This window comes from Candidatus Villigracilis sp., from assembly GCF_057083605.1.
Map to the genome: position 1 here is coordinate 35931 of NZ_JBXMTI010000115.1, position 22720 is coordinate 58650.

A 22720-nucleotide genomic window follows, 5' to 3' on the forward strand; every position below is an offset into this window, starting at 1 on the left:
CTTAATACAACAGGAAACCGGTAATGGCAAAAGTCTCGCTGAGAATTTACAATCGTGAAATAGAACGCCTCATTGAACAGGGACATACTGATGAGGCTGTTGCGCATTGTCGCCACATCCTGAAAACTTTTCCAAAACATCTTGAAACCTATCGATTATTAGGTAAGTCTTTCCTTGAGTCGAAGCGTTATAACGAAGCGGTTGATGTATTTGGCCGCATTCTCATGGCTGTGCCTGATGATTTTGTGGCCCACGTCGGCTTGAGCATCATCCGCGATGAAGAGAACAAACTGGATGATGCCATCTGGCATATGGAGCGTGCGTTTGAAGCTCAACCATCCAATGCCGCCATTCAGGGGGAACTGCAAAGATTATATGGCCGTCGCGATGGGATGGAGCCGCCGAAGATCCGCATGACGCGCGGCGCGCTCGCGCACATGTACGTGCAGGGCGAGTTATATCCACAGGCCATTGCAGAAATTCGCGCGGTGCTTGCGCAAGACCCGCAGCGCTCCGATATGCAGGTTTTGCTGGCACTCTCTTATTTTAAGGGCGGGCAAAAATCGGATGCTTCCGATATTTGCAATCAGCTATTAAAACGTTATCCCTATTGCTTTGATGCGAATCGCATCATGGTCGATTTAATACCCGCAACTGCCGCCGCTGCTGAAAGTACGCAAGTCTATCGAATGCGCGTCGGCGAGTTGGATCCATATGCAATATTTGCAAAGGGTTCGCCCTTTTTGATCAATGAAGTTCCCGATGCAGCGGTGAATTTGGAAAGACTCGAATATTCTCCTGATGAAACTGCGGAAGGGCAGGAGTGGGGCTCGGCGCTTGGCATTGGATACGATGCATCTGCCGCGCCTGCGCTTGGTGCATCCTCTTTTGATGACCAGCCAGATTGGTTAAAGGCCGGCGGATTTACAGACGAGACGCCTCAAGCCGCGCCCGAACCTGAATCTGCTTCCGAGTCAAAAGACGAAATCCCAGACTTTCTCCGTGCCGCAGGCTGGGGAGAATCCAATGAGCCTGAAAAACCCTCATCCATTTTTGATGAAGAACCCGCAGAAGATTTGGTTCCTGCCGATCTGCCGGATTGGCTTAAGGGACAAGCCCCGGCCTCTGACGATTTAGCCCGTATCACTGAACCTCACACTGGCGATGTAGAACCCATGGAAACTCCCGATTGGTTAAGCGGGCTGGGTGGCATACAACAACCTGTTGAATCGTTCGAAGACTCGAAGGCTCAATCTGCAAGTGATGTCCCCGATTGGCTAAGCGGACTCGGCGGTACACAAGCGTCTGATGAACAGGCTCAACCAGCGGATGTCCCTGATTGGCTGCGTGCGGTTGAACCCAAAAGTGAACCTGCTCCATCCGTTGAATCTCTCGGTGCATCAGCCCAGGAACAGGATGATGCAGTAGCCTGGCTTGAATCCCTGGCTGCCAAGCATGGGGCCAAACCCGAAGAACTTGTTACCGACCCGAATAGGCGCAGTGAAAAACCACCGGAATGGGTGGCGCAGGCGCAAAACATTGGCCAACAAACTCCTGCCGCACAACCAAACGTTCAAGACCTTGGTGCATCGGCCCAGGAACAGGATGATGCAGTGGCTTGGCTTGAATCTCTTGCCGCCAAGCATGGTGCCAAACCCGAAGAACTTGTCACTGACCCCAACAAACGCAGTGACATTCCGCCCGAATGGGTACAGCAGGCTCAATCCATCGGCGAATCTCAACCTGCTCCTTCCGAGGAACCTGCCAAGTCAACCTGGGTTGAAGGGGCCCAAAACATCGGCGAACAATTCTTTGCTGAATTTGAAAATGCTTCCACCGCTGTGCCAGCCACCGATGAGACCGGTATGTGGCTTCGTGATCTTGATAAGAAGGAAAAACAGGAAGAACAAGCAGAAGAGCAGAACCTCCAACGCGGCGATATTCCCGAATGGTTAAGTGACACCCAACAACCGGCCCGTACCGGTGAGCAGTTTGAATTTTCTGAACAAACACCTGCTTCACAAGACTCCGACTTGCCCAATTGGTTAAGCGGACTCGATGAAGAAACCCCTGCCAAGGAAACATCTTTCAAGGATCAAAGCCTGACCAACCAGGATCTTTCCAACTGGCTTAGCGGCCTGGATGATGAGCCCGGCCTCGATTTTGATCCTGAAATTATTCGTGCATCTGCCAGGCCGCCCTTCCCAAGCCAGCCTGAAAAACCGATTGAAACACAACCTGCCAAATCCGATCTGCCGGACTGGCTCAGTAATATGGACGCTGAACCGGAAGCCGAAGATGATTCGTGGAAGAAACCCGTCGCCTCAACCCCGACCGAGGAACCTCCGCCATCACAAGAGACTCCTGTCAACCTGACAGCTGACCTCCCCGAATGGCTGCAAGGCGTGGATGAAGCTGCTGGCGAAGGTGAACCAGAGAGTGATGCCACAGAGCCGTGGTCACATCGCGAACGTTGGGAAGCGGAAGAAACAACACAACAACCCAGGCCCACCTCGCCATCAGATTGGCATCCTTTGGAAGAAAAATCTGTGGAAGCGCCAAAACCAAAACCGACTTCACCGCAGACGCGTCTACAGCCGATCGTGCAGTATCCCCCATCTCCGCAACCCAGTGAAACGGCTGGTGCTCCTTCCGCAAAGAAGAGACCTGCCGCATCAACCCGCCAGCCTAAAGTTGAAGCACCAAGCAATGTCGTCGCATTGACACAAGCCAAGGGTGAGTTGGATCGAGGCGATATTCCCACAGCATTAGCTCATTATGGGAAGCTCATCAAAAAAGGCAAGCATCTTGAAGAAACCATACGTGACTTGACGGATTCGATCTATCGTTATCCCGTGGAAGTTGGCATCTGGCAGACTCTGGGGGATGCCTATATGCGTGCAAACCGTTTGAAAGAAGCGCTCGAGGCTTATAACAAAGCCGAAGAGTTAATTCGGTAGTGTAAAACATCGTCATTGCGAGGGCGATGTTTTTTCGCCTAAAGTAATCTCCGCCTGAGTTGGGGGATTGCTTCATCGGGAAAAGCGTCTCCTCGCAACACTTGCGCCGCACGCCAGTGTAGGTGTGACGAAAAATTTAATTTTGGAGGAATTTGTGGAAAGAACGCTCGTACTCGTAAAACCTGATGGTGTGCAGCGCGGTTTGATCGGTGAAGTGATTGCCCGCTTTGAACGCCGCGGACTTCGCCTGGTGGCCGCGAAATTTATTCAGGTCAGCCAGAGTTTGGCTGAAACACATTATGCCGAACACAAAGGCAAACCTTTTTATGACGGCTTGATTTCTTACATCACGTCTGCACCTGTAATGGCGATGGTGTGGGAAGGTCCCAACGCCGTTGCCGCTGTACGCCAGACCGTTGGCTCGACCAAACCCGTTGAATCCGCTCCTGGCACCATTCGCCACGACTTTGCGCTTGAAGTAGGACGCAACCTCATCCATGCTTCGGATAAGCCCGAAACCGGTGAACGCGAAGTTGCATTGTGGTTTAAGAAGGATGAGCTTGTGGATTGGAAGCGCGCTGTGGATGCTTGGGTGTTTGAGAAGTAAGTTGTTAGTGAATAGTGAAAAAATACCGCGGCTTGATGTCCGCGGTATTTTTATTATTGCAATCTCAATAATACTTTTCCATCTTCCCAAAGTTCTTCAAGTTGATAAAAATCACGCTGGTCTGGAGAGAAAAGGTGGACGACGACATCGCCATAATCTACGATCACCCATCCATCGCGGGAAAAACCCTGTTGTTTGCCTTTTTTCTTATGCCTGGCGCGGATGTCTTCAATGGTGGCTTTTGCGAGCGCATCGATCATGCGGTCACTGGTGCCGGTACAGATAATAAAGTAATCGGTAAATGAAACTATATCTTTTAAGTCTATTAGGACGATGTCTTCTCCCTTTTTATCTTCAAGAGAGTTTACAATTTCGCGTGCGAGTTCTAGTGCGTTCAGATGTCACCTCGTAATTAGTTTTTATTCAATGGCGCAGAAAATAATTTAGTGTAAATCGAGCCGCTGGCTTGCAACTCGCTTCGATAAAGGTGGATGGAGTCTATTCGGGAGGAGCCGATATTCCCAATTTGAATGCTATCCAATGTGTTGCGGATTTTTTGCAGGTCTGCTGTGTCGATGTTCTGGCGGACACGCCCGATGGTGAGATGTGGCGAGAAGGGGTGCTCTTCCTTTTCATAGCCCAGGCGGGATGTGCCTGCTTCGATGTTTCTTTGCAGGGAGTTCAGGTCAGCCGGGGCATGGATGCCTGCCCATAGGATGCGTGGCCGCTTCGAGTTTGGGAAGGAGCCGATCCCGCCAATTTGCAAATCGAACGCTGGATGCGAATCCGCTGTACGGGTAAGCAATTGCTTGATGAAATCCAAATGCGAGGCTGCAATATTTCCGATGAATTTTAAGGTCAAATGCATATTCTGTGTGGGAACCCAGCGGATGAGATCATCCCCCAAAGTTTGGCGCAGGCGGATAGTTTGTCTTTCAATTGCGGTTTGAAGCGAGCTTGGCAGTTCGATGGCGATGAAGACGCGCAGAAGATTCATGCGTTAAATTTATCTTTACATTACCTGTTCCACGGCTTGTTTTAGATCGAGAAAACCCACAGGCTTGGTGAGGTAAACAGACGCACCTGCTTCGAGGCCGACCCTGATATCGCCAGGCATGCTTTTGGCGGAAACCACGATGACAGGGATGGGCGCGAGTGCGGGTTCACGGCGCATGAAACGGATGACTTCGAGCCCGGAGATATCTGGCATCATGATATCGAGAATAATCAGATCTGGCTTTTCCTGTGCGATGATCGGAATGGCGGGTGCGCTGGAGAACATCTTTATGACGCGGAATCCGTTAACGCGCATCATTTCTGCAAACATTTCAGCGGCATCCGGTTCATCTTCGATGATCATTACTGTTTTTTGTACATCTGTCATGGGTTTATCCTTGTAGCTACCGCTTGTTGCATGATTCACCAAACTTTCTAAGAGAGTGTCTGAAAAGTAGGGACACAGCGTGACGAACTATCGTCAAAATCATAAAGGTACTCGCTGTGTCCCTACAGTCTATCAGGGTACTAGAGTGTTTTCAGAGGCTTTCTAAAAGTACTTACGGGTAAATGCCGTAATCTTGGTTCAGCTTTTTATGCGGCACTCAGTAAAAATAGCATAAAGCAGATGAATTGGCAAGGGGCTGTATTTTCGCCATGCTTTCGTAAGAATCCATGCTGCATGATAGTCTATTGTGCATATTGCTGATTGGAGAAACAATGACAGAGTTGGATACATTTCGCATGGAGAAGGATGAGTTCTTTGGGAGTCATCCTCAAAGCCCGCTTACTCATGAACAAAAGAAGGATTTCAAGGGATTGCAGTATTTCCCTGAAAATAATCCCCTGCGCCTTGAAGTGAAAGTGGACGAGTTCCCAAAAAAGGAAAGATTTGAAATGCAAACTTCAACGGGGGATGTGCAAACCTATGAAAAGTTTGGAAAGTTTAAATTCGATGTGGATGGAGTCGAAGCTGAATTGACGATCTACCAAAGCGGGCACGGATATTTCCTCCCGTTTGTAGATTCTTTAGCTGGAAAAGAAACATACCCTGCAGGGCGCTACCTGGAACCGGAACCTTTGCCGAACGGTAAATTTCTCGTGGATTTCAATTTGGCCTACAATCCCTATTGCGCATACAATGAGAAATGGTCATGCCCTATTACGCCTGCCGAGAATCGTTTGAAGGTGGCGATCCGTGCAGGTGAGAAGTTGTACCATTCGTGATTAATAAAAAAATGACTCACGCACAAGTCATTGACTTGTGCGTGAGTTTGTTTTTAAGAGCAAAGCAGAACGCAGTCTCTGTTCATGGTGTCGGAGATGCTCACCGCACTGGCGTACGGCGCAAGTGTCGGGGCATAGAGCGCCGCTCAGCATGACACACCGGGATTATAGTTATTCATGTTTCCAGTCCGTCTTTTGTATTTTCGAGAACCGCCAGCAGGGCTTCGTATTCCTCGCAGCAGTCTGGGCACATATCCAGGTGTTCGCGGATAAGCGGCGTGATCTTGTCTGCATCTTTTGTCTGGAGCACGTTTTCGACGAATTCGTCCAGGCGGGCGTACATTTCAGTGCATGATAGTTCATCTTCTCGTGCCTTTTCAAGCACGCTTAAAAACTTGAGGACGACCTGGTCCTCAAGTTTTTGGTGGGGTGATAAAGAAGTTTGAATGCGTTGAATTAGATCTTTTATTTTCATTCTATTGGTTGAGACGATTAACGAAATATCAATCTTACTTTTGCTCGAAGGCGGTTAGCAGATCTTGCGGAGTGAGATCCTCGAGGGCGAGTCGCCTCTTCAGCCGCAGGCGGGCATCGTGCAAAAGTTTGTAAAGCGCGTTGCGGTTGGTCTTCATCCGTTTGGCGGCTTCTTCCATGGGAACATCCTGTAAGCCGAGCAAGACGAGGGCTTCGCGTTGTTTTGGGGTAAGCTCCTCCTCCAGAATGCGGCGGACACGCACAAGCATGTCTGCGCGCTCGGCTGAGGTTTCGGGAGAGGCCTGAGGGTCAGCCAGCAGGCCGGGGGGAGGTGGAGCGTCTTCGTTCTCTGTCAGTTCATCGAGGGATGCATCCCTCCAGCGTTTTCTGCGCAGTTCGGTTAATGCGATGCGGATGGCGATCTTGTGTACCCAGGTGGTGAAGAGACTGCGGCCTTCAAACGTATCCAGTTGATCGAGCACGCGCAGGAGGGTTTCCTGCGTCACTTCTTCTACAAGAGGTTGAAAGAGCGGGTCGTCTGATGAAAGCCAGCGCGAGAGTGCGTATGGCAAACCTTTTTGGATGATATCGCGCAGGTCATTTAATGCTTCTGTATGGTTGTTTCCTGAATCTCGCAGGTCAGCCAGCCAGGTTTCATTGGTACGTCCGCTCCGCTTTGCTTCGGGATTGTATGTTGTCATGATGGCTGATTATAAAAGAGAATCCAACGGGAAATTGAATTCTTACGAAAATATGAGACTTTCTGATGGCCTGGCCTCTTGGATATGAGGAACAAAAAAACTGCCTTTCGGCAGTTTTCTGTGGTCTCAACTGGGCTCGAACCAGTGACCTTTCGGATGTGAACCGAATGTTCTAACCAACTGAACTATGAGACCTTGAGAGCGACCGAGATTATAGTATAGGCTTTCGGCTTTGGCAAGTAATTTATGGCGGAGGCAGATAGCTCCAGGGGTTTACCTTCGCACCGGCCATTAATTCAAAATGCAGGTGTGCGCCGGAAGAGCGCCCCGTGGAACCGATTGCGCCGATGAGTTCTCCCTGACCCACGCTTTGCCCACAGCCCACGTTGATTCCGCTTAAATGTGCGTACAGCGATTGGAATCCGTTGCCATGGTCGACCATGATCATGCTGCCGTAGCCGTAATCATTCCAACCTGCGTAAACAATCACGCCTGCGTCTGCTGCATACACAGCTTCGCCTGTATTGCCTGCCAGGTCAATTCCATGGTGATTAGCCTCTGGAGAATAATCGAAGCCTGATATGTAGTGTTTATTAGAGGGGTAGACGTAAGAGCCGTATCCCACAGCGCCGCCACTGACCGGGTCACATGCACCCGCTCCCAGCACGCGCGCCGATGCGGGGTTTTCACGCGTCACACCCAGCGGCGCACTCCAGCTTACGAATTCCCTTTTCCCGCCTGGAATGATCAACCATGTGCCGACTTTGATGTTCGCATTGTTATAGTCGCCGACTGTGTTTGGATCAATATGATTTCCTGGAAATTCGATGATGTCTGCGGCTGTCACACCATAAAATTCAGCCCAGCTTCCAAAGCTGAGCCCGCCCAGCCATTCCCAATACACACCATCCACAGGCAGGATGTTTAACTCCTGGCCGGGCCGTAGCGAGTGAGGGTCATCCAGCAAGACATTGTAATTGCCCCATAAAATAGTTTGTGGTTCAAGCCCAAATTTTTCAGCAATACCAAAAACAGTGTCGCCTTCCTGCACCGTGTAAATGGTTAAATCCTGTCTCGGGCGCGAAGGGACATTCGTATGGATTTGCGCGGAGCGTGAGATTCCATCAATGACTGGGATGTCCATTGCGGGGACTGACCCAATATCTACAACAGCGGTCGCGGCGGGACCTGAAGCCTGCTCCGCGTTTCCTGCTAATGGATTCTGCGTCTGACGGTTAAAGACCTGCACAAGCACGATCACAATCACAATCGCAATGATCGAAAATAAATTTGTTCCGATCCGCAAAAGGGACTCGCCGAGTCCCATTCCTACGAGGATATCCATCCAACGAGAGAGGAAACTGCGCTGTCTTATGGGTGTGTTTGTATGTTTTTCCTGCTCTTTATTTTTTCCAACCTCAGCAGGGTTGGGAGCGTCTTCTTTGAAATCATTTTGCATGGGTTGCATCATAACATGGGCAAAAAATCAGCGTCAAGAGGAGCTGAAACACTTATCATATCTTAAGCAGATCTTTGCCCGGCGCGCAGGAAAATCAGGCGCACAAGCGCAATCCCAAGCAGGCAAATCACACCCCCGATGATTGTTGCAGTTTGGACACTCCAGGTCTGTGCCATCCAGCCGATCATGATGCTTCCAAATGGTGCCACTCCTTGCAGGGCCCAGAAATAGATGCTGAATACCCGTCCGCGCAAGCCGTTTGGGACGCTCATCTGGATCGTGATGTTCATGCTGATCAATTGCGCAACTGTTCCCCAGCCAATGAATGCCAGCAATATCAATGCGATGTTGAGGTTGGCGGATATGCCCAGGATAATAACTGGAAAGATAAACAATATTTGTCCCCACAAAAGCATTTTGTTTTTGCTTGTAGAACTAAGATAAGCCATCATGATGGCGGCGATCACTGCGCCTACTCCCTGCGCGGTATATAAACTGCTGGTACGCGCAGCGATCATCACCTCTGTATCGAATGCGGACTTTAATACATCACGCGCCAGAGCAGGGATTTGTTGCAGCAAAGGGATACCGAAAAACCCCAGCAAGGCAGACATGAGAATGGCAGATAACACAACCGCATTATTACGGATGTAGATAAGCCCTTCTTTGAATTCACTCCTCATACCCAGTTGTTGAATCGCTTCCTTCTCGACCTTGAAACTGGTGCGCGCAAAGAACAGACCGATGATCACGAATATAAAACTGATCCCATTCGCCAGAAAGACACTCCCCTCGCTGCCTGTTGATGCGATCAACCATGCTGCCCCCAGCGGACCCAATACCCGCCCCAGGTTGAATGCGGTGGTCTGTAAGGCAATCGCGCTGGGTAATGCCTCCCGCCCTGCCAGCTCGATCAACATAGCCTGGCGCGCAGTCACTTCCACTGCAACAGCGGAACCGTAGAAGAAAGCCAAAAGGATAATGTGCCAAATTTGGATTTGACCAGTAAAAGTGAGGTATGCCAGACCGAACCCCTGTATCGACATAATGGCCTGAAACAGGATCACGGTTTTACGTTTGTCCCAGCGCTCCACCAGCACACCGGCAGGCAATGCGAATAATAATGTGGGCAGGGTGTTTGCGAATCCGATCAGACCCAAATCCAAAGGGCGGCCTGAGATACGATAGGCAAGATAAGGCAGGGCAGTGGCTTGCATCCACGTGCCAATGACGGAGATGAATTGACCGATCAGGAATAGGACATAATCACGCGAGGACAGCGCGGGGAAGTGATCGGTCAACCAGTTTTTGAGTGGGCGCATTATTTACATTGCCGGCATGACCAATTCGGGGCGGTCATTATCAGGTTTGTTCACCATTGTTGAAACAGGGTGGGCCGACATTTTGTCAGCTGGAAATGGCTTGATGAGCGGGAGCAGGTTTTCGGGAGTCTGAGGCGTGGGGTCCAGCCATTTGTCGTAATCCTTTTGATTCAGAATCAAAGGCATACGGTTGTGCAAAGTTGACATCAAGTCATTTGGTTCAGTGGTGATGATAGTGCATGTGCGCAGCAGATCGCCATCGGGTGAATGCCATTCATCCCACAAACCTGCGAAGGCGAAGGGCTGGCGGTCTTTCATATAAATGTAGTAGGGAGTCTTTGTTTTTTCACCCCGTTGTGCTTTCCATTCGTAGAACCCATCGGCAGGGATGAGACAGCGTTTGTATTTGAAACTTCCGCGAAAGGATGGCTTCTCTGCAATCGTTTCGCCACGCGCGTTGATAAGGCGGTTCGCTATGGTTGGGTCTTTAGACCAGGATGGGATCAGCCCCCATGAAAAGAAATCTGCTGCGTTCTTTGCGTCATTTGGAATGGCGAGGATCGGCTGTGAGGGCGCGATATTGTATCGCGGCGAAAATTTAGCCGGGAAGGTGAAGTTTTCAAAGACTTCCTTTAATTCGGCAGGGTCAACTGTGAGTGTAAATCGTCCGCACATGGGTTTCTCCTTTTTGTATCATACTGATAATTTGTAGCTCACGAAAACGTAGCAATGACTTTGGTAAGACTACTGCAAAATGTCAATTTCTTAACGCGAAGGCGCAAATTCGCCAAGATTTTAAAAAGACATCTCACTCTTTCATGATTTAGGAAAAAATTTTTTCTTTGCGTCCTAGCGTCTTTGCGTTAATGTTTCATATTTTTGCAGCAACGTCTTTGGTAGTTCGGCCAAAAAGCGACTGAAGTCGCTACTACATTACCTTTTCGTTAGAGACCTCTATGATAACTTGAAATAAAATGTAGCGCCTTTGTCTGGCCTTGATTCCACCCAGATTTTTCCGCCATGCACTTCGATGATGCGTTTCACGATGGTCAGGCCCACACCAGAGCCGTGCGAGGTTGAATCCAGTTTATTGAACAGCCCAAAGATTCGATCAGCATATTGCGGGTCTATGCCGACCCCATTATCCTGCACAAAGAAGGTTGGATTATTCTGTGCGTCCATGATCGTCCCGATGCGGATGTGGGGATTGGGTTGGTCACCCATGAATTTTATGGCGTTGTCGACCAGGTTTTGCACAACTTCAACCAGACGAATATAGTCACCATGAATTTTATGGCCGTCATCTATGAATTCGATGGTTACGTGGCTGGCTTGGACCTGCCCTTCCACCAACGCCAGCGCATCTTTTACGATGTCGCTAAACTTTGCTTCAACAGGTTCATTGATCAACCTGCCGATGCGCGATAACTCCAAAAGATCCTTGAGCAGCGCCTGCATTTTATCCACAGCCTGTTGGATGCGCTCAAGATCGGTCTTGAATTTCTCGAAGTCACCTCTGCGCGCGTCTCTTTCAAGATAACTAAGAAAACCTGTGATGGTCACCAGTGGAGACTTAAGGTCATGGGATACGGTGTAGGTGAACCTTTCAAGCTCGGCATTTTTCGCTTCCAGTTCAGCGATCAATATTTCGCGATCACTTTCTATTTTTTTGCGTTCGCTAATTTCACGGGCAATGCCGGTGGTTCCGATGATTTCTCCCTGTGCATTGCGGATGGGAGTTTTTATGGTCTCAACCCAATATTCCCTGCCTGTGCTGTCTCGTTGGAATTCTTCAATCTGCCTGCGTGCGCCGCTTTGTATCACCTCCAGATCATCCTTGCGATAATTATCGGCAAATTTTTTCTCCCAGATATCGTAGTCTGTTTTGCCAATAATATCTTCGGCTTTCAGCCCGCTTGTTTTTAAATACTGTTCATTTATCGCGATATATCGACTATCCAGATCCTTTAGCCAGGCCATATCAGGGATGTTATTCAGGATGGCGGTTTGCCGAAAAGATGTTTCTTTTAGCAGCTCTTCGCCTTGCTTTTGACCGGTTACATCCTGTACTGCTCCAATAATGCTTGTGAGGCGATCTTCCTTTTCACTCCAAACTGGATGCGCAAAAATACGTTCCCAGCGAATTTCCCCACTCTTTGTAAACGTTCGGATTTCGGAGTTGGTCACATCCTGATTTTTGAGAAGCCTTCTCATATCCTCGGCGTCTTTTTCAAGATCATCAGGATGGACATGCCCGAGCCACCCGCCTGTTGCAATATATTCTTCAAAGGTATATCCTGTCATTTTCTCGAAGGCACCAGCCACCCAAAGCAAACTTCCATTCCCTTGTTTATCCACCCCAGTTTCAAAGGTGTAATCGGAACTTACTCTGGAAATTAACTTGTATTTTTCCTCGCTTAGCCGTACCCGTTCCAGGGCTTTCTTCACAGTTCGTGACGAGAGATGTTGCAATAACGCCCCTATGGGAAAGATGACGAAACTAACTATCCAGGTTGTCAGCGGTGTATTGATAAGCATTGTCTTTATGATTCCCTGGGTTTCTGCGTACACCATCAATAACCCGGCCAGCAGGGATGCAATTGTCACGCCCAAAGCCATGCGTCCGCCAAGCAGAAGCCCGGCGATAATGATCACAAGCGGATAACCCAACAGATACGGTTCGCTGCGCACCCCCGACTCGGTAACCGCGGATATTGTGAAGAAAAGCCAGAAGGCAACCACCTGTATGATCGATGCAATGCGGACGTATCCGCTCTTTAATAAGAACAGCAGAAAGAAATTGATTGTTTCACCAAACACTGTTTGTATCAACGCGCGGGTCGAATTCTCAGGCGTGAAAGTTAGAACATAGATCACATAGGGCACAGGGACAAAGATCAACCCCCACAAGATCACATGTAATAAATATGCCTGGTGGCTCTTCTCATCATTTTCAAATGCAGGAGGCGTAAATAGCTTCTTCAGAAATGCAACAGACATGGTGTGCTCACTTTCTTAACTTCCTTGCATCACCTTCCCGCATGGTTATTCCTATGGCATCCAAATGTTCCAGCAGAGCCTGTATATATTTCCTGGTTGTATCCAGCATATCACGCACCTCGGCCAGGGTGATCTGCCCTTTGCCTTGAATCGCCGTTCTAATCTTTTCTACCATTTCGTCATAATCTTTTTTACGAAAGATGACATCTTGTGAAACCGCCACCAATTCCCCCATTTCGATTAACGCATTGACGACTTCCTCGCCGACCTCGGCCTGACATTCCTTGACGCTGGGCGTGGCATAAGGAGCCTTCTCAAACTTCCGCATCAATTCCTGGATCTGAGCCTGCTGGCTGGCCTCAAACCTGATCTCATGCCCGGTGCGGGATACTGCTCCCCTCGCATCCATTAGTATGTTTGATTCCACGAGCTTCTTAATGGTCGCATTGAAGATCCGCGGCGTGAGCTTGAGCTTGCTTTTTAATTCCTCGCGTGGAATCCCGCGCCTTAATGGAAATTGTTTGTGAAAGGTGTTCAAAATATTTTCAACGCGCCCGCGCAGTTCATTCCAATGGGGGAGCGCGATGGCAAGCGAATCGCTTTTTGAATCAGGTTTGCCATCCTCTAATTGGATAATTTGATTGCTATCTATTAATTCTTTTAGTGCCACATTTGCAGTGGCTGCATCCAATCGCGATTTGGCGACGATCTCTTTTAGCGTCGCGGCGTTAAGTGATAGTGCTGCTTCCAGTAATACATCGGCAGGCGAACCTTGAGCAAGGGATTCCAAAGATTTCAGCACAGCCTCATCAAAGCGTTTATGCCTGCCTTTGGGTTGATGGTCTATCACCACGCCGCCGCCGAGAGTTTCGCTGGGTGATGGGCGTCGCAGAATGTAACGATCTCCGCGCACAGCCACGAGTGGGTCACGCAGTTCAAGTTGGATCCAACCTTCTTCACCTGCGTTAAGTTCCTCTGTGCCGAGCAAACGCAAAGTTGCTATTGTCTCGCTGGCGCCGACGAAGAATTTAACTTCGTCGCCATGTTTGATGGACGAAGCGGCATCTTTGAGTAAACGAAATCGCGCATCAAGTCTGCGCGTGGCCTGATATTGATTTGGGCGCGTCACCACATCGCCGCGGCGAATCGACTCCGTATCCACACCTGAAATGTTTACTGCTGTTCGTGAGCCAGGCTCGGCTTTTTCTTCTTTCTTCTTGTGCGTTTGAAGGCCTCGAATTCTTCCTTTCAATTCGCCTGGCAAAATTTCCACTTCATCCCCAATAGAAAGATGACCATCACTAAGAGTACCCGTTACGACAGTGCCGAATCCGCTCATGCTGAAGACGCGGTCAATTGGCAGGCGCGGACGACCAAGATCAAGACGGATGGGCTTTTGTTGAAGAAGGGCCTGGAGACTGGAGACTAGCGTGTCAAGCCCTGTTTTGTTTTTGGCAGAGACTCTGAGGATGGGTGCGTCTTTAAGGACAGTATCGCTAACAGCGGAGCGAATGTCTGTTTCCAATAGATCAAGCCACCCTGAGTCGGAAGCGAGGTCTGTTTTTGTCATAACGATCAACCCAGCGGGAATCTGCAATAAATCCAGAATTGCGAGGTGTTCTTTTGTCTGCGGCATCACGCCTTCATCGGCGGCGATGACGAGCAATGCGGCGTCGATTCCGCTGATGCCTGAAAGCATGTTCTCAATAAAATCGCGATGACCGGGCACATCCACAATGCCGACCTCTTCACCGTTGGGAAGGGAGAGCCAGCCGAAACCGAGTTCGATGGTCATTTCGCGGGCTTGTTCTTCTTTGAGGCGATCCGGGTGTGTGCCTGTGAGTGCTTCGATTAATGTGGACTTGCCGTGATCTACGTGACCTGCGGTTCCGATAACTCTCATATCTCTATTTAACCACAAATGCAAGTAATCAAGGACATGGGTAAATAAAAAGTGGAGATCAACATGATCTCCACTTTTTACTAATTACTGATTACTCATCACTCGTCACTTTTTCGTTTTCTTCCCATGCCCCATGATGCGTTGATAAGATGTCATCCACTCATGGATCACGTTCATCATTTCCTGTAATTGTTTTTCGGTTGTGTCAGATGTTTGATGCATTTGGTCTTGCAAAACCTGGGCGGCCTCGTTCAATACAACGATGCGTTCTTCAGTCTTTTGTACATCCTTTCGAATATCACGATAGGATTCTTCAGAGGAAAGGCTGTACCCGGTCCAGCGTTTTTGGTCATCTGCCTTGAAGCTGACCCATTCCTGGCGCAAGCGGTCTTCAGCCAGGCGCTGCATTTCCGTCACTTCGTTGATGCGGCGTTCAAGTTTTGTATTGAGTTCAAGATAGGTTTCCTGCGCCTTTTTGGCGCCGCGCAGGGCTTCATCCAGTTTTTGGACATGAGCATCGAGGCTTTCGGCTTCCTGTTGGAAGGCATCGTATTTCTCCCTCCACTCCTTCCAGGCTCGGTCGCGGTCAATTTGTGCGATGGCTTGTTGCTCGAGGAATGAAGTTTGTGCCTGCTTGCGTTCCAATTCGGAGGCGAGCAATTCTGTAAATCGATTCTCTACATTGCGAATACTATCGGCCTGTATGGTTGACTTTTCGCGATTCTCATCTATCCGTTTGCGCAGGGATGTCACTTCACCTTGAATATCCGCAACTCGCTTCAAGTCGTTCTTGCGTGTCTCTTCGGATGCTTTATATGCGCGCTGAGTATCCTCGTTGGAACGAAGCACATCATCGACCCGCGATTTAAGATCGCTCATATTGTTCAATGCGCGCTGCATTTCGTTGGCCTGATCCTTGAGTTGTTTTTTTATTTCAGTCAGGCTGGCAGTAGTTTTTAACTGAGTGATGGATTTATTCATCTCGTTGAATTCCGCCTGTACTCGTTTGGCAGAGTCGCGCTCGGCACGCGTACGTGTTTTTTCATTCTCTTCTATCAACTTGACCATGTCGGTGCGCTGTTTGGTCATCATGGCTTCGAACTGCTCCACGCGTTTGGCGGCGGGGGTAATATCTGTTACCTGTTTGCTCAGCGTTTTGATCTGCTTCGATACGGCATTGACCGAAGTTTCAAATGAAGTCAAACGTTCGCTCAATGTGGAGATCGAATCTTTATTGTCTCGCTGTTGTTTTTCCAGCCAATCAAGGCGCTTGACGATTTGTTCGAATTCCATATTGCTCTCCAATAATTGTTGGGAAATGATGTGAAATTATAGCACGCCAGAATGGCGAGGTTACGGGCTAAGATGTTCGAACAGAGATGGCAGGTTGGTAAGAAATGGTTGCAGTGCCTGAGGAAACATCCCCAGGATGAAGAGCCCGATCACGCCCAGCCCAAGCATGATCATCTGCGTCCAGGATTCGGCCACGCTCCAAATTTTATCTTCCTCCGCCATGACAAAAACAGCCAGGGTGCGGATGGCCGCGATCAACAGCCCAAGCATTCCTAAAAATACCCAAAACGAGGTAATAAGAGATTGTCCCGCCAGTTCCTGCCAGATTGCCAGGCGTGGGGGAAAACCTGCCAATAGAGGAAAGCCTGTCATTGAAAGTTGTGCGAGAAGGAGAGCACCCACTGCCACGGGGTAACTGCGAGCCAACCCCTGTACTTCACCGAACCGTAATGAATACGCTTCACGTTTGATGATGGAAAGTGCCAATGCCCAAACAGTCAATTCAATGCCGCGTGGAACCAACGTGAGAAAGGTGATGGTTACGATATCCGAAGATCTTAATCCCATCACGAGGATTAATAACCCGGTTTCTGCAATGGCAGAATAACCCAATATGCGTCCCAGGTGACGTTGCAGGGCTGCGAAAATGCCGCCGCTTGCCACCATAAAAACACCTGCAAATTGTATGGCAGTTGAGAGCTGAGGGGATGTGCGCAGCCAGGCGTAACGATCCAAGAAGCCCAACGCAAATATGACTGTGAAAGTGGGCAAGGTCCAAAGCAGGAATCCTGTTACGTAAGGCGATGCCTCTTCCATTAACATGGGAATCCAGTTATAGAGTGGGAATACAGCCAACAGAAAGGCGAATCCTAGACCAAGCATTGTGCCTGCTTGTGTTGTGGTATTTAAATCGCCGGGGCTAGCTTCTACGCCGGCCAACATCCACCCTGAGAAAAGAATGAAAGGCATGGCAAGCGTTTGATAGATGAGAAAACGAACCACGCCGCGCCCGGGCTTTTGATAAAGAGGCACGAGCAATGGAATAACCAGCATGGCCGCCATTTCGAGCAGGAGTGCAGCAAACAGAAATGGCTCCACCGCGATGGATGCGGTTAATAATGCAATGATCATTAATCCCAGGGAGGCAAAGCGACTGGCTGTCCCTGAGGCTTCGGTGCCAAAAAACCATAAGGTTGCCAACCCATAAATGATGGCGAGCAGAGGGCCATCTGCAGTGGTGAGTTCAAAACTGCGCCCAAAGAACAAAATGGAAGGCGAAATTTTTAGTGAAGTTGAACCAAGCAGGAGAGCAGTATCAATGGGGAAGATCAGAGCGATCAATGCCAATATTCCCGCTGTGGTTCCATCGACAAGAGCCGAGAAGCGTTCGCGTAAAAAGAATATGGTGAAGACCCCCACACCAAACGGAATCGCTATCCATAATATCGGGGCACTCATAATTCTTCCTCTGTTTCAAGTGGAGATGACCCAGCAAGCAAGAGGTACGAGCCAACGATTCCAAGACCGAGATTTATGATGGCAAGAAACCCCGCCACCAGGATCGAACTTTCCACAGCCGCGTAAATAATTTCAAACCCCGCCAACATGGTAAGAAGACCCAACGTCACTCGCAGCAGGTCAGAGGTTACGCCCAGGTTTACAACGCCTGCGCCTATTAAAAGTATGCTTCCTGCTATCACTGGTAAACCCAACCCTGGGATGGCCGCTTCAATACGCAGAGTAGAGCCGGTTGCGATCAGGGCAACAATACCCATCAGGATCGCCCGGAACCACTGTCCACGCGGCCAGAAGTTGTCTTCCTCATCATTTTCCATATCCGTCAAACCGAGACGAGTCATGCCTAAAGCAGCAACCACCATCCACCCTGCGATCAATTTTGCAGAACCCATTGCAAAAGGCAGGTGACGGCTTACGAGCCAGAATACTGCAATGTATTGAACAGCCAGCGCACCAAGACTCACGCGCCAGTCTTTGTGGATAAGTATGGTAGTGGATGTTGCCAGGATCAAAACTACGCTGACCCACGAAATAATGTCTATGATCATTATGGCGTCCCCTGTGTTAGTAATGAAACGAATAAGACCAGGAAGAGTAAGGTCCACATGATGCCGCCTTCACCTTCGAGCGTAACGGTAATGGCGTGACTGATGCTTCCAAGTGCGCGGTAGAGAGACCAAAACCCCTGATAAACAGTACTCAACCGTGAGGTCGTGGATGTGACCCAATGGGCGCGGATCGGGTTGAGGACACGAAAACGTGGTGTCGCCCAAACCAGCCCAAGGGTCAGAACTGAAGCGATGATGGCTTGCAGCCATGCGCCGATTCGAAGTGCACCATCCCAGCCAATCAACCCTAATAAGAATTGAAATGCGATGAGCAGGATAATTCCAGATGGATAGACTGCGCGCGTCCAGCCTGGCTGTGATTCAAGTGAGTCGCGCCCGGCAGGGCGGAGGGCGTGGCGGATAAATCCTGCGGTGACCAGGGCTTGAGCGATAATAACGAATGGAATGAAGAGTCCCAATCTGCCAACCCATGCACTGGCTGTCAGTGAAAATGGTAAAGAGGAAAGACTCCATGCGCCAAGCAGCATGATGCGGTTCAACCAAACGTTTTGTACAGAAGCAAGAAAGAGCGCCCCGCCCACAAGGATCAACGCACATCCCCAGGCCACTGCGCCCAATGGATTACCACTGAGCGAGGCAATGACCGAAAGTGAAGCGAGGCTGATGATCCAATAGGGACGGCCATTTAATTCATCAGGCGCACGTAACCACATCCAGCCGCCATAGATCGCAGCGATGGTTGCAAGGACCAGAAGGACCGTGGATGCAAAGGACTGCGTCTCTGCGGCAGGAATGCGCCCCAACAGTACGAGGCTGGATGCCGCAGAAATTAAACGTAGCGCCGTTCCAAAACCGCGCCTTAGTGTGGATTCAGCTGAATATGGCAAATGCAATGGGAGCACGCCAAGCCTTAAGCCAGCCGCGGCCACAAGGTATAAACCCGAACTGATTGACATGGATTGGAAATCAAATGCGCTCCCCTCTGCAATACTGACAATGCTGGCCCATAACAATAAGCCAATTCCCAATGCGCGCGTTGAAAAAGAGATAACAACTTTTTCATTATTCTCAGGCCCATTGACAGAACCCAGTTGAGTCAATAACTCAGTCATATCCAGTGCCGCCCATACTAACAAAAGAGTTAAAGGGCTGTCTGCTGTAACAGCCAGAATGCCAAGTCCGCCCAGGGCAAGTATTCCGATCCAACTAAAGGAATTAATGAAGACGGGCTTTGTAACCGCAGTCAATAACATGGACAATGTCAAAGCAGCGATGCCAAGCGCAAGCGGCCATGAAATTCCATCCGCTCGAAACAGGATCGGTGATCTGAACAATGTGTCTGGTTGCCAGGCGGGTAGTATCAGGTCGAATGGCATTTGCGCCAGCCAGGCGAATACACTCGCCAGCGCCAGCATTGCACCCCCAACTGCCACCAGCCATGTATAACGTGCATCGGGTTGTACGGTGCGCAAAACCATCAATGTCAGCGCTGTGACAAAAAGTAAAAGGCAGGAAATCAAAATCAACATGGGAGAATACAATTGTATCAGTTTTATTGCCGCGATACTTTGTCCTTCGGCTTTTGGTACAATCGCCGTATGCCATTTCAACAATACAGATCAATCGGACTAAAATTTACATTCTGGACTTTGATCGTTATCCTGATCGCCTCCTGCGCTCCGTCGTCTCCCGCTTCACCTCCCGCCCCGACACCTGCCTCCGTTTCCGTAAACATTTATCCTACGCTGACGCCATTTCAGCCCCTCTCTGAAAACTCCCCTGACCCTTACTTTGCCATCACAACTCCGCAACCTGTATCAACATATACACCGTACCCTACAAAATATGTCTATGTTGAGGATTCATCTGCCTCGGTGGAGCTTTCCTCATCAACTGAGTTAACTGCGCTTAATATCAATAACCCATTGACCGGGTTACCCGTAAGTGATCCGTCCTTGTTACAGCGCAGGCCGCTTGCAATAAAAATCGGCAATTCACCGGATTACGTCCGCCCGCAATCCGGGTTGACGTTGGCAGACATTGTTTTCGAATATTACATCGAATGGGGTGATACACGTTTTATTGCGATCTTTTACAGCAATGATTCGCCTCGTGTTGGCCCCGTTCGTTCTGGCAGATTTTTAGATGAGCATATTGCCCGCATGTATCATGCCTTCCTTATGTTCAAAGGCGCCGACCCGCGTGAGCTTGACCATTTTCTGAGCACCGACATTAGCGAACTGCTTATCAGCGTGGGCATCGGTTCCTGCCCGCCTTATTTTATTGGCCCGTATAAACGTGACTCGTACAATAACGTATTTTTTAATTCTACAAAATGGGCTGCCTGCGCGAATAAAAAGGGTTTGGATAATTCGCCGCAAACAATAAGCGGTGGCTTTTTTACAACCGATGCGCCTGAGAGCCAATTACAGGCCACGCGGATATATTCGTCTTACTCAGTCTATAGTTATAACTATTGGGAGTATGATCCCGCTACGAATAACTACTTCCGTTATCAGGAAGCGAATGACATGATTCAAGGAAAGTCCGAAGCATATGCCCCGCTTTCAGATGCGCAGACCGGGCTTCCAGTCACTGCCACGAACGTGGTGGTATTGTTTGTGCCGCATATTTTTGCAAATACATACAACGCCCATGACGAAGTCTATCAAATCGATTTGATAGACTTTGGAAATGCCATTGTGTTTCGCGACGGTGTAGCGATACCAGCTTATTGGAACCGTACTGAAAGAGACCAACCAATCGTGCTCACCTATTTGGACGGGACGCCAATCTACATGCGCCCGGGTCGGACTTTTTATCAGGTAATGGGTACAACCTCCACCTACACTCAAGATGGAGAGAACTGGCGTTTCGTGTTCCAAACTCCTTAAGGCGTGAGATAATGGAATAGAGAACATCGCAAAACAATTTCAGTAATTCATACAACAAGCGGTAAAATAATCGCATCCCGGTTAGACCGGAGTTCCTATGATCTTTGACCCCGTATTTCTCAGCAGCTTAACCCTTGTACTGACCGCCTTTGGTGGCGCGTTTCTAGCCGCCTTGTGGATCAGCCTTGTAGTGTGGACGTATCGTGACATTCGCGCACGCGCGAGAGACCCATTGGTGCAAATGCTGGCAGCCTTACTTGTGGCGGTTTTGAATTTGCCCGGTGTGTTGGTTTATCTCATCCTGCGCCCCCCGCGGACTTTGGAAGAGGAATATCAACGCACATTGGAAGAGGAAGCCCTGCTGCAAGCGTTGGAAGACCTCCCGCTTTGCCCAGGCTGTGAACGGCGCGTAAAAGAAGACTGGCAGATCTGCCCCAATTGCCATACCAAGTTGAAGAAGACATGCCATAACTGCTCGAAGTTCATGGAATTATCCTGGAACCTCTGCCCATATTGCGGAACCCCCGCTCCCGGAATGAGGTTGGAAACCACAAGCATGGACGATGCTTTGCGCGGCATGAAAATGACTGAAGATCAGGGCGATGTAAAGGTTGAATAACTTCTAACATGAAAATAGAATCGATCACACTGCACCATATATCAATGCCATTGATCGCGCCATTTGAAACATCCTTCGGGCGTGAAACGGATCGGCAATGCGTCATTATTGAGATACATTCCGAGGGATTAGTCGGCTATGGCGAATGCGTTGCCACTCGTGACCCTGGTTACAACTACGAAACCACCGGCACATCCATGCACATTCTCAAGGATTTTATTGTGCCATTAATTCTTGGTAAAGATGTAAAGGATGCAGCAGATTTTCAAGAACGCGTCTCTGGCATTCGCGGGCATCACCTTGCCAAGGCCGGTGTTGAAATGGCGATTTGGGATCTGCTTGGCAAACGCGCAGGTAAATCTCTGCGTGAACTCTTTGGCGGCCTGCGCGAAAAGGTTGAGGTGGGTGTTTCAATTGGCATTCAAGAGTCTCCGCAAAAAATGGTTGAAACTGTAAAAGATTTTGTTAAACAAGGTTATGCGCGGGCAAAACTCAAGATCAAACCTGGCAAGGATGTTGAGGTTGCAACTGCTGTTCGCAAGGAATTCCCGAACCTGCGCTTGCAAGTGGACGCGAACTCCGCCTACTCAATGGACGATGCGCCGAAACTCAAGCCTTTGGATAAACTAAATCTGCTATTGATCGAACAGCCTTTGTTTGAAGATGATATTTGGGATCATCATAAATTTCAGGCACAATTTGAAACGCCAGTCTGCTTGGACGAAAGTATCATCACGCCGCGCCATGCGCGTTATGCGATTGAAATGAAGGCCTGTAAGATCATCAACATCAAAGCTGGCAGGCTGGGCGGGTTGAGTCAGGGTGTGATGGTGCATAACCTCTGCCAGCAAAATAATATGCCCGTGTGGTGCGGTGGCATGTTGGAGACCGGTATTGGCCGCGCTTCAAACCTCGCTCTCTCTTCATTGCCAAACTTTATATTGCCCGGAGATGTCTCAGCCTCAGACCGTTATTATGCGCGCGATATCACCAATGAACGTTTCGTATTGAGTTCCGATTCAACCATTGATGTTCCAAGCGGCGCAGGCTTGGGCGTAACCATTGATGAAGATGCATTGAAATCATTTTCGCTAGCTCGAATAACTTTGTAGTATTCTCTGGTGCCATCAGCTCGCTGATTGGACTTGATTTCCACAGCACGAGGCGTGCAACTTGCT

At 49.3% G+C, this 22720-nt stretch carries 20 protein-coding genes and 1 tRNA gene; 6 read left to right on the forward strand and 15 right to left on the reverse strand.

The window, feature by feature from the left end; translation table 11 throughout:
• Positions 1-23 precede the first annotated feature (23 nt).
• Both AC14M5_RS17255 and ndk read left to right on the forward strand, forming a co-directional pair.
• Positions 24-2960, forward strand: a complete 2937-nt coding sequence (locus AC14M5_RS17255; protein ID WP_484030938.1) for a tetratricopeptide repeat protein — start codon at positions 24-26, stop codon at positions 2958-2960.
• Positions 2961-3114: 154 nt separating this feature from the next.
• Positions 3115-3567, forward strand: coding sequence for a nucleoside-diphosphate kinase (gene ndk, locus AC14M5_RS17260; protein WP_484030939.1), 453 nt, complete (start codon positions 3115-3117; stop codon positions 3565-3567).
• 53 nt (positions 3568-3620) lie between these two features.
• On the opposite strand, the gene rsfS is transcribed toward ndk, so the two are convergent.
• Genes rsfS through AC14M5_RS17275 form a run of 3 tightly spaced genes read right to left on the reverse strand, consistent with a single transcriptional unit; the run spans position 3621 to position 4951 of the window.
• Positions 3621-3965 (reverse strand): ribosome silencing factor, encoded by a 345-nt coding sequence (rsfS, locus tag AC14M5_RS17265; protein ID WP_484030977.1) that lies wholly within the window; start codon positions 3963-3965, stop codon positions 3621-3623.
• 14 nt (positions 3966-3979) lie between these two features.
• Positions 3980-4564, reverse strand: a complete 585-nt coding sequence (gene thpR / locus AC14M5_RS17270; protein ID WP_484030940.1) for an RNA 2',3'-cyclic phosphodiesterase — start codon at positions 4562-4564, stop codon at positions 3980-3982.
• A 15-nt stretch (positions 4565-4579) separates the two neighbouring features.
• Complete coding sequence (locus AC14M5_RS17275; protein WP_484030941.1) at positions 4580-4951, reverse strand: response regulator transcription factor; 372 nt, start codon at positions 4949-4951, stop codon at positions 4580-4582.
• A 332-nt stretch (positions 4952-5283) separates the two neighbouring features.
• Between AC14M5_RS17275 and AC14M5_RS17280 the strand changes: the two genes are divergently transcribed.
• Positions 5284-5790, forward strand: a complete 507-nt coding sequence (locus AC14M5_RS17280) for a DUF1684 domain-containing protein (protein WP_484030942.1) — start codon at positions 5284-5286, stop codon at positions 5788-5790.
• A 175-nt stretch (positions 5791-5965) separates the two neighbouring features.
• On the opposite strand, the gene AC14M5_RS17285 is transcribed toward AC14M5_RS17280, so the two are convergent.
• The 12 genes from AC14M5_RS17285 to AC14M5_RS17340 all read right to left on the reverse strand — a co-directional run bounded on the left by AC14M5_RS17285 (position 5966) and on the right by AC14M5_RS17340 (position 19558).
• On the reverse strand, positions 5966-6265 hold the full coding sequence (locus tag AC14M5_RS17285) for a hypothetical protein (protein WP_484030943.1): 300 nt from the start codon (positions 6263-6265) through the stop codon (positions 5966-5968).
• 34 nt (positions 6266-6299) lie between these two features.
• Complete coding sequence (locus tag AC14M5_RS17290; protein WP_484030944.1) at positions 6300-6965, reverse strand: RNA polymerase sigma factor; 666 nt, start codon at positions 6963-6965, stop codon at positions 6300-6302.
• Between the two features lie 121 nt (positions 6966-7086).
• A tRNA-Val gene (locus AC14M5_RS17295) sits at positions 7087-7160 on the reverse strand.
• Positions 7161-7209: 49 nt separating this feature from the next.
• The gene (locus tag AC14M5_RS17300) at positions 7210-8424 is read right to left on the reverse strand and encodes a peptidoglycan DD-metalloendopeptidase family protein (RefSeq protein ID WP_484030945.1); all 1215 of its coding nucleotides are present in this window, start codon (positions 8422-8424) and stop codon (positions 7210-7212) included.
• A 62-nt stretch (positions 8425-8486) separates the two neighbouring features.
• On the reverse strand, positions 8487-9746 hold the full coding sequence (locus AC14M5_RS17305) for an MFS transporter (protein WP_484030946.1): 1260 nt from the start codon (positions 9744-9746) through the stop codon (positions 8487-8489).
• A gap of 3 nt (positions 9747-9749) precedes the next feature.
• A complete protein-coding gene (locus AC14M5_RS17310; protein ID WP_484030947.1) occupies positions 9750-10421 on the reverse strand; it encodes an SOS response-associated peptidase in 672 nt (223 codons plus the stop codon).
• A gap of 279 nt (positions 10422-10700) precedes the next feature.
• The gene (locus tag AC14M5_RS17315) at positions 10701-12746 is read right to left on the reverse strand and encodes a sensor histidine kinase (RefSeq protein WP_484030948.1); all 2046 of its coding nucleotides are present in this window, start codon (positions 12744-12746) and stop codon (positions 10701-10703) included.
• A 7-nt stretch (positions 12747-12753) separates the two neighbouring features.
• Positions 12754-14649, reverse strand: coding sequence for a selenocysteine-specific translation elongation factor (gene selB / locus AC14M5_RS17320; RefSeq protein WP_484030949.1), 1896 nt, complete (start codon positions 14647-14649; stop codon positions 12754-12756).
• Between the two features lie 105 nt (positions 14650-14754).
• On the reverse strand, positions 14755-15942 hold the full coding sequence (locus AC14M5_RS17325; RefSeq protein WP_484030950.1) for a hypothetical protein: 1188 nt from the start codon (positions 15940-15942) through the stop codon (positions 14755-14757).
• Positions 15943-16002: 60 nt separating this feature from the next.
• Positions 16003-17400, reverse strand: coding sequence for a proton-conducting transporter transmembrane domain-containing protein (locus tag AC14M5_RS17330; protein ID WP_484030951.1), 1398 nt, complete (start codon positions 17398-17400; stop codon positions 16003-16005).
• Entirely contained in the window at positions 17397-18008 is a 612-nt protein-coding gene (locus AC14M5_RS17335) for a hypothetical protein (protein WP_484030952.1), read from the reverse strand. Before AC14M5_RS17335 ends, AC14M5_RS17330 begins: the two co-directional genes overlap by 4 nt.
• Positions 18008-19558: a hypothetical protein gene (locus AC14M5_RS17340; RefSeq protein ID WP_484030953.1), complete on the reverse strand. Its 1551-nt coding sequence runs from the start codon at positions 19556-19558 to the stop codon at positions 18008-18010. The genes AC14M5_RS17335 and AC14M5_RS17340 overlap by 1 nt, the downstream gene beginning before the upstream one ends.
• A gap of 12 nt (positions 19559-19570) precedes the next feature.
• On the opposite strand from AC14M5_RS17340, the gene AC14M5_RS17345 reads away from it, so the two are divergent.
• The 3 genes from AC14M5_RS17345 (at position 19571) to menC (ending at position 22654) form a co-directional block, all read left to right on the forward strand.
• Entirely contained in the window at positions 19571-20923 is a 1353-nt protein-coding gene (locus tag AC14M5_RS17345) for a DUF3048 domain-containing protein (RefSeq protein WP_484030954.1), read from the forward strand.
• A 97-nt stretch (positions 20924-21020) separates the two neighbouring features.
• The gene (locus AC14M5_RS17350) at positions 21021-21542 is read left to right on the forward strand and encodes a zinc ribbon domain-containing protein (RefSeq protein WP_484030955.1); all 522 of its coding nucleotides are present in this window, start codon (positions 21021-21023) and stop codon (positions 21540-21542) included.
• An 8-nt stretch (positions 21543-21550) separates the two neighbouring features.
• Positions 21551-22654 (forward strand): o-succinylbenzoate synthase, encoded by a 1104-nt coding sequence (gene menC / locus AC14M5_RS17355; RefSeq protein ID WP_484030956.1) that lies wholly within the window; start codon positions 21551-21553, stop codon positions 22652-22654.
• The last annotated feature ends 66 nt before the right edge of the window (positions 22655-22720 follow it).

What these genes read in the sequence shown, in the direction of transcription:
- AC14M5_RS17325 (WP_484030950.1), bottom strand. Translation starts at nt 15,942, where the DNA reads ATGGAATTCGAACAAATCGTCAAGCGCCTTGATTGGCTGGAAAAACAA.
- AC14M5_RS17280 (WP_484030942.1), top strand. Translation starts at nt 5,284, where the DNA reads ATGACAGAGTTGGATACATTTCGCATGGAGAAGGATGAGTTCTTTGGG.
- AC14M5_RS17310 (WP_484030947.1), bottom strand. Translation starts at nt 10,421, where the DNA reads ATGTGCGGACGATTTACACTCACAGTTGACCCTGCCGAATTAAAGGAA.
- AC14M5_RS17335 (WP_484030952.1), bottom strand. Translation starts at nt 18,008, where the DNA reads ATGATCATAGACATTATTTCGTGGGTCAGCGTAGTTTTGATCCTGGCA.
- menC (WP_484030956.1), top strand. Translation starts at nt 21,551, where the DNA reads ATGAAAATAGAATCGATCACACTGCACCATATATCAATGCCATTGATC.
- AC14M5_RS17300 (WP_484030945.1), bottom strand. Translation starts at nt 8,424, where the DNA reads ATGCAAAATGATTTCAAAGAAGACGCTCCCAACCCTGCTGAGGTTGGA.
- AC14M5_RS17290 (WP_484030944.1), bottom strand. Translation starts at nt 6,965, where the DNA reads ATGACAACATACAATCCCGAAGCAAAGCGGAGCGGACGTACCAATGAA.
- AC14M5_RS17255 (WP_484030938.1), top strand. Translation starts at nt 24, where the DNA reads ATGGCAAAAGTCTCGCTGAGAATTTACAATCGTGAAATAGAACGCCTC.
- thpR (WP_484030940.1), bottom strand. Translation starts at nt 4,564, where the DNA reads ATGAATCTTCTGCGCGTCTTCATCGCCATCGAACTGCCAAGCTCGCTT.
- AC14M5_RS17275 (WP_484030941.1), bottom strand. Translation starts at nt 4,951, where the DNA reads ATGACAGATGTACAAAAAACAGTAATGATCATCGAAGATGAACCGGAT.
- AC14M5_RS17350 (WP_484030955.1), top strand. Translation starts at nt 21,021, where the DNA reads ATGATCTTTGACCCCGTATTTCTCAGCAGCTTAACCCTTGTACTGACC.
- AC14M5_RS17340 (WP_484030953.1), bottom strand. Translation starts at nt 19,558, where the DNA reads ATGTTGATTTTGATTTCCTGCCTTTTACTTTTTGTCACAGCGCTGACA.
- AC14M5_RS17330 (WP_484030951.1), bottom strand. Translation starts at nt 17,400, where the DNA reads ATGAGTGCCCCGATATTATGGATAGCGATTCCGTTTGGTGTGGGGGTC.
- AC14M5_RS17305 (WP_484030946.1), bottom strand. Translation starts at nt 9,746, where the DNA reads ATGCGCCCACTCAAAAACTGGTTGACCGATCACTTCCCCGCGCTGTCC.
- selB (WP_484030949.1), bottom strand. Translation starts at nt 14,649, where the DNA reads ATGAGAGTTATCGGAACCGCAGGTCACGTAGATCACGGCAAGTCCACA.
- AC14M5_RS17285 (WP_484030943.1), bottom strand. Translation starts at nt 6,265, where the DNA reads ATGAAAATAAAAGATCTAATTCAACGCATTCAAACTTCTTTATCACCC.
- AC14M5_RS17315 (WP_484030948.1), bottom strand. Translation starts at nt 12,746, where the DNA reads ATGTCTGTTGCATTTCTGAAGAAGCTATTTACGCCTCCTGCATTTGAA.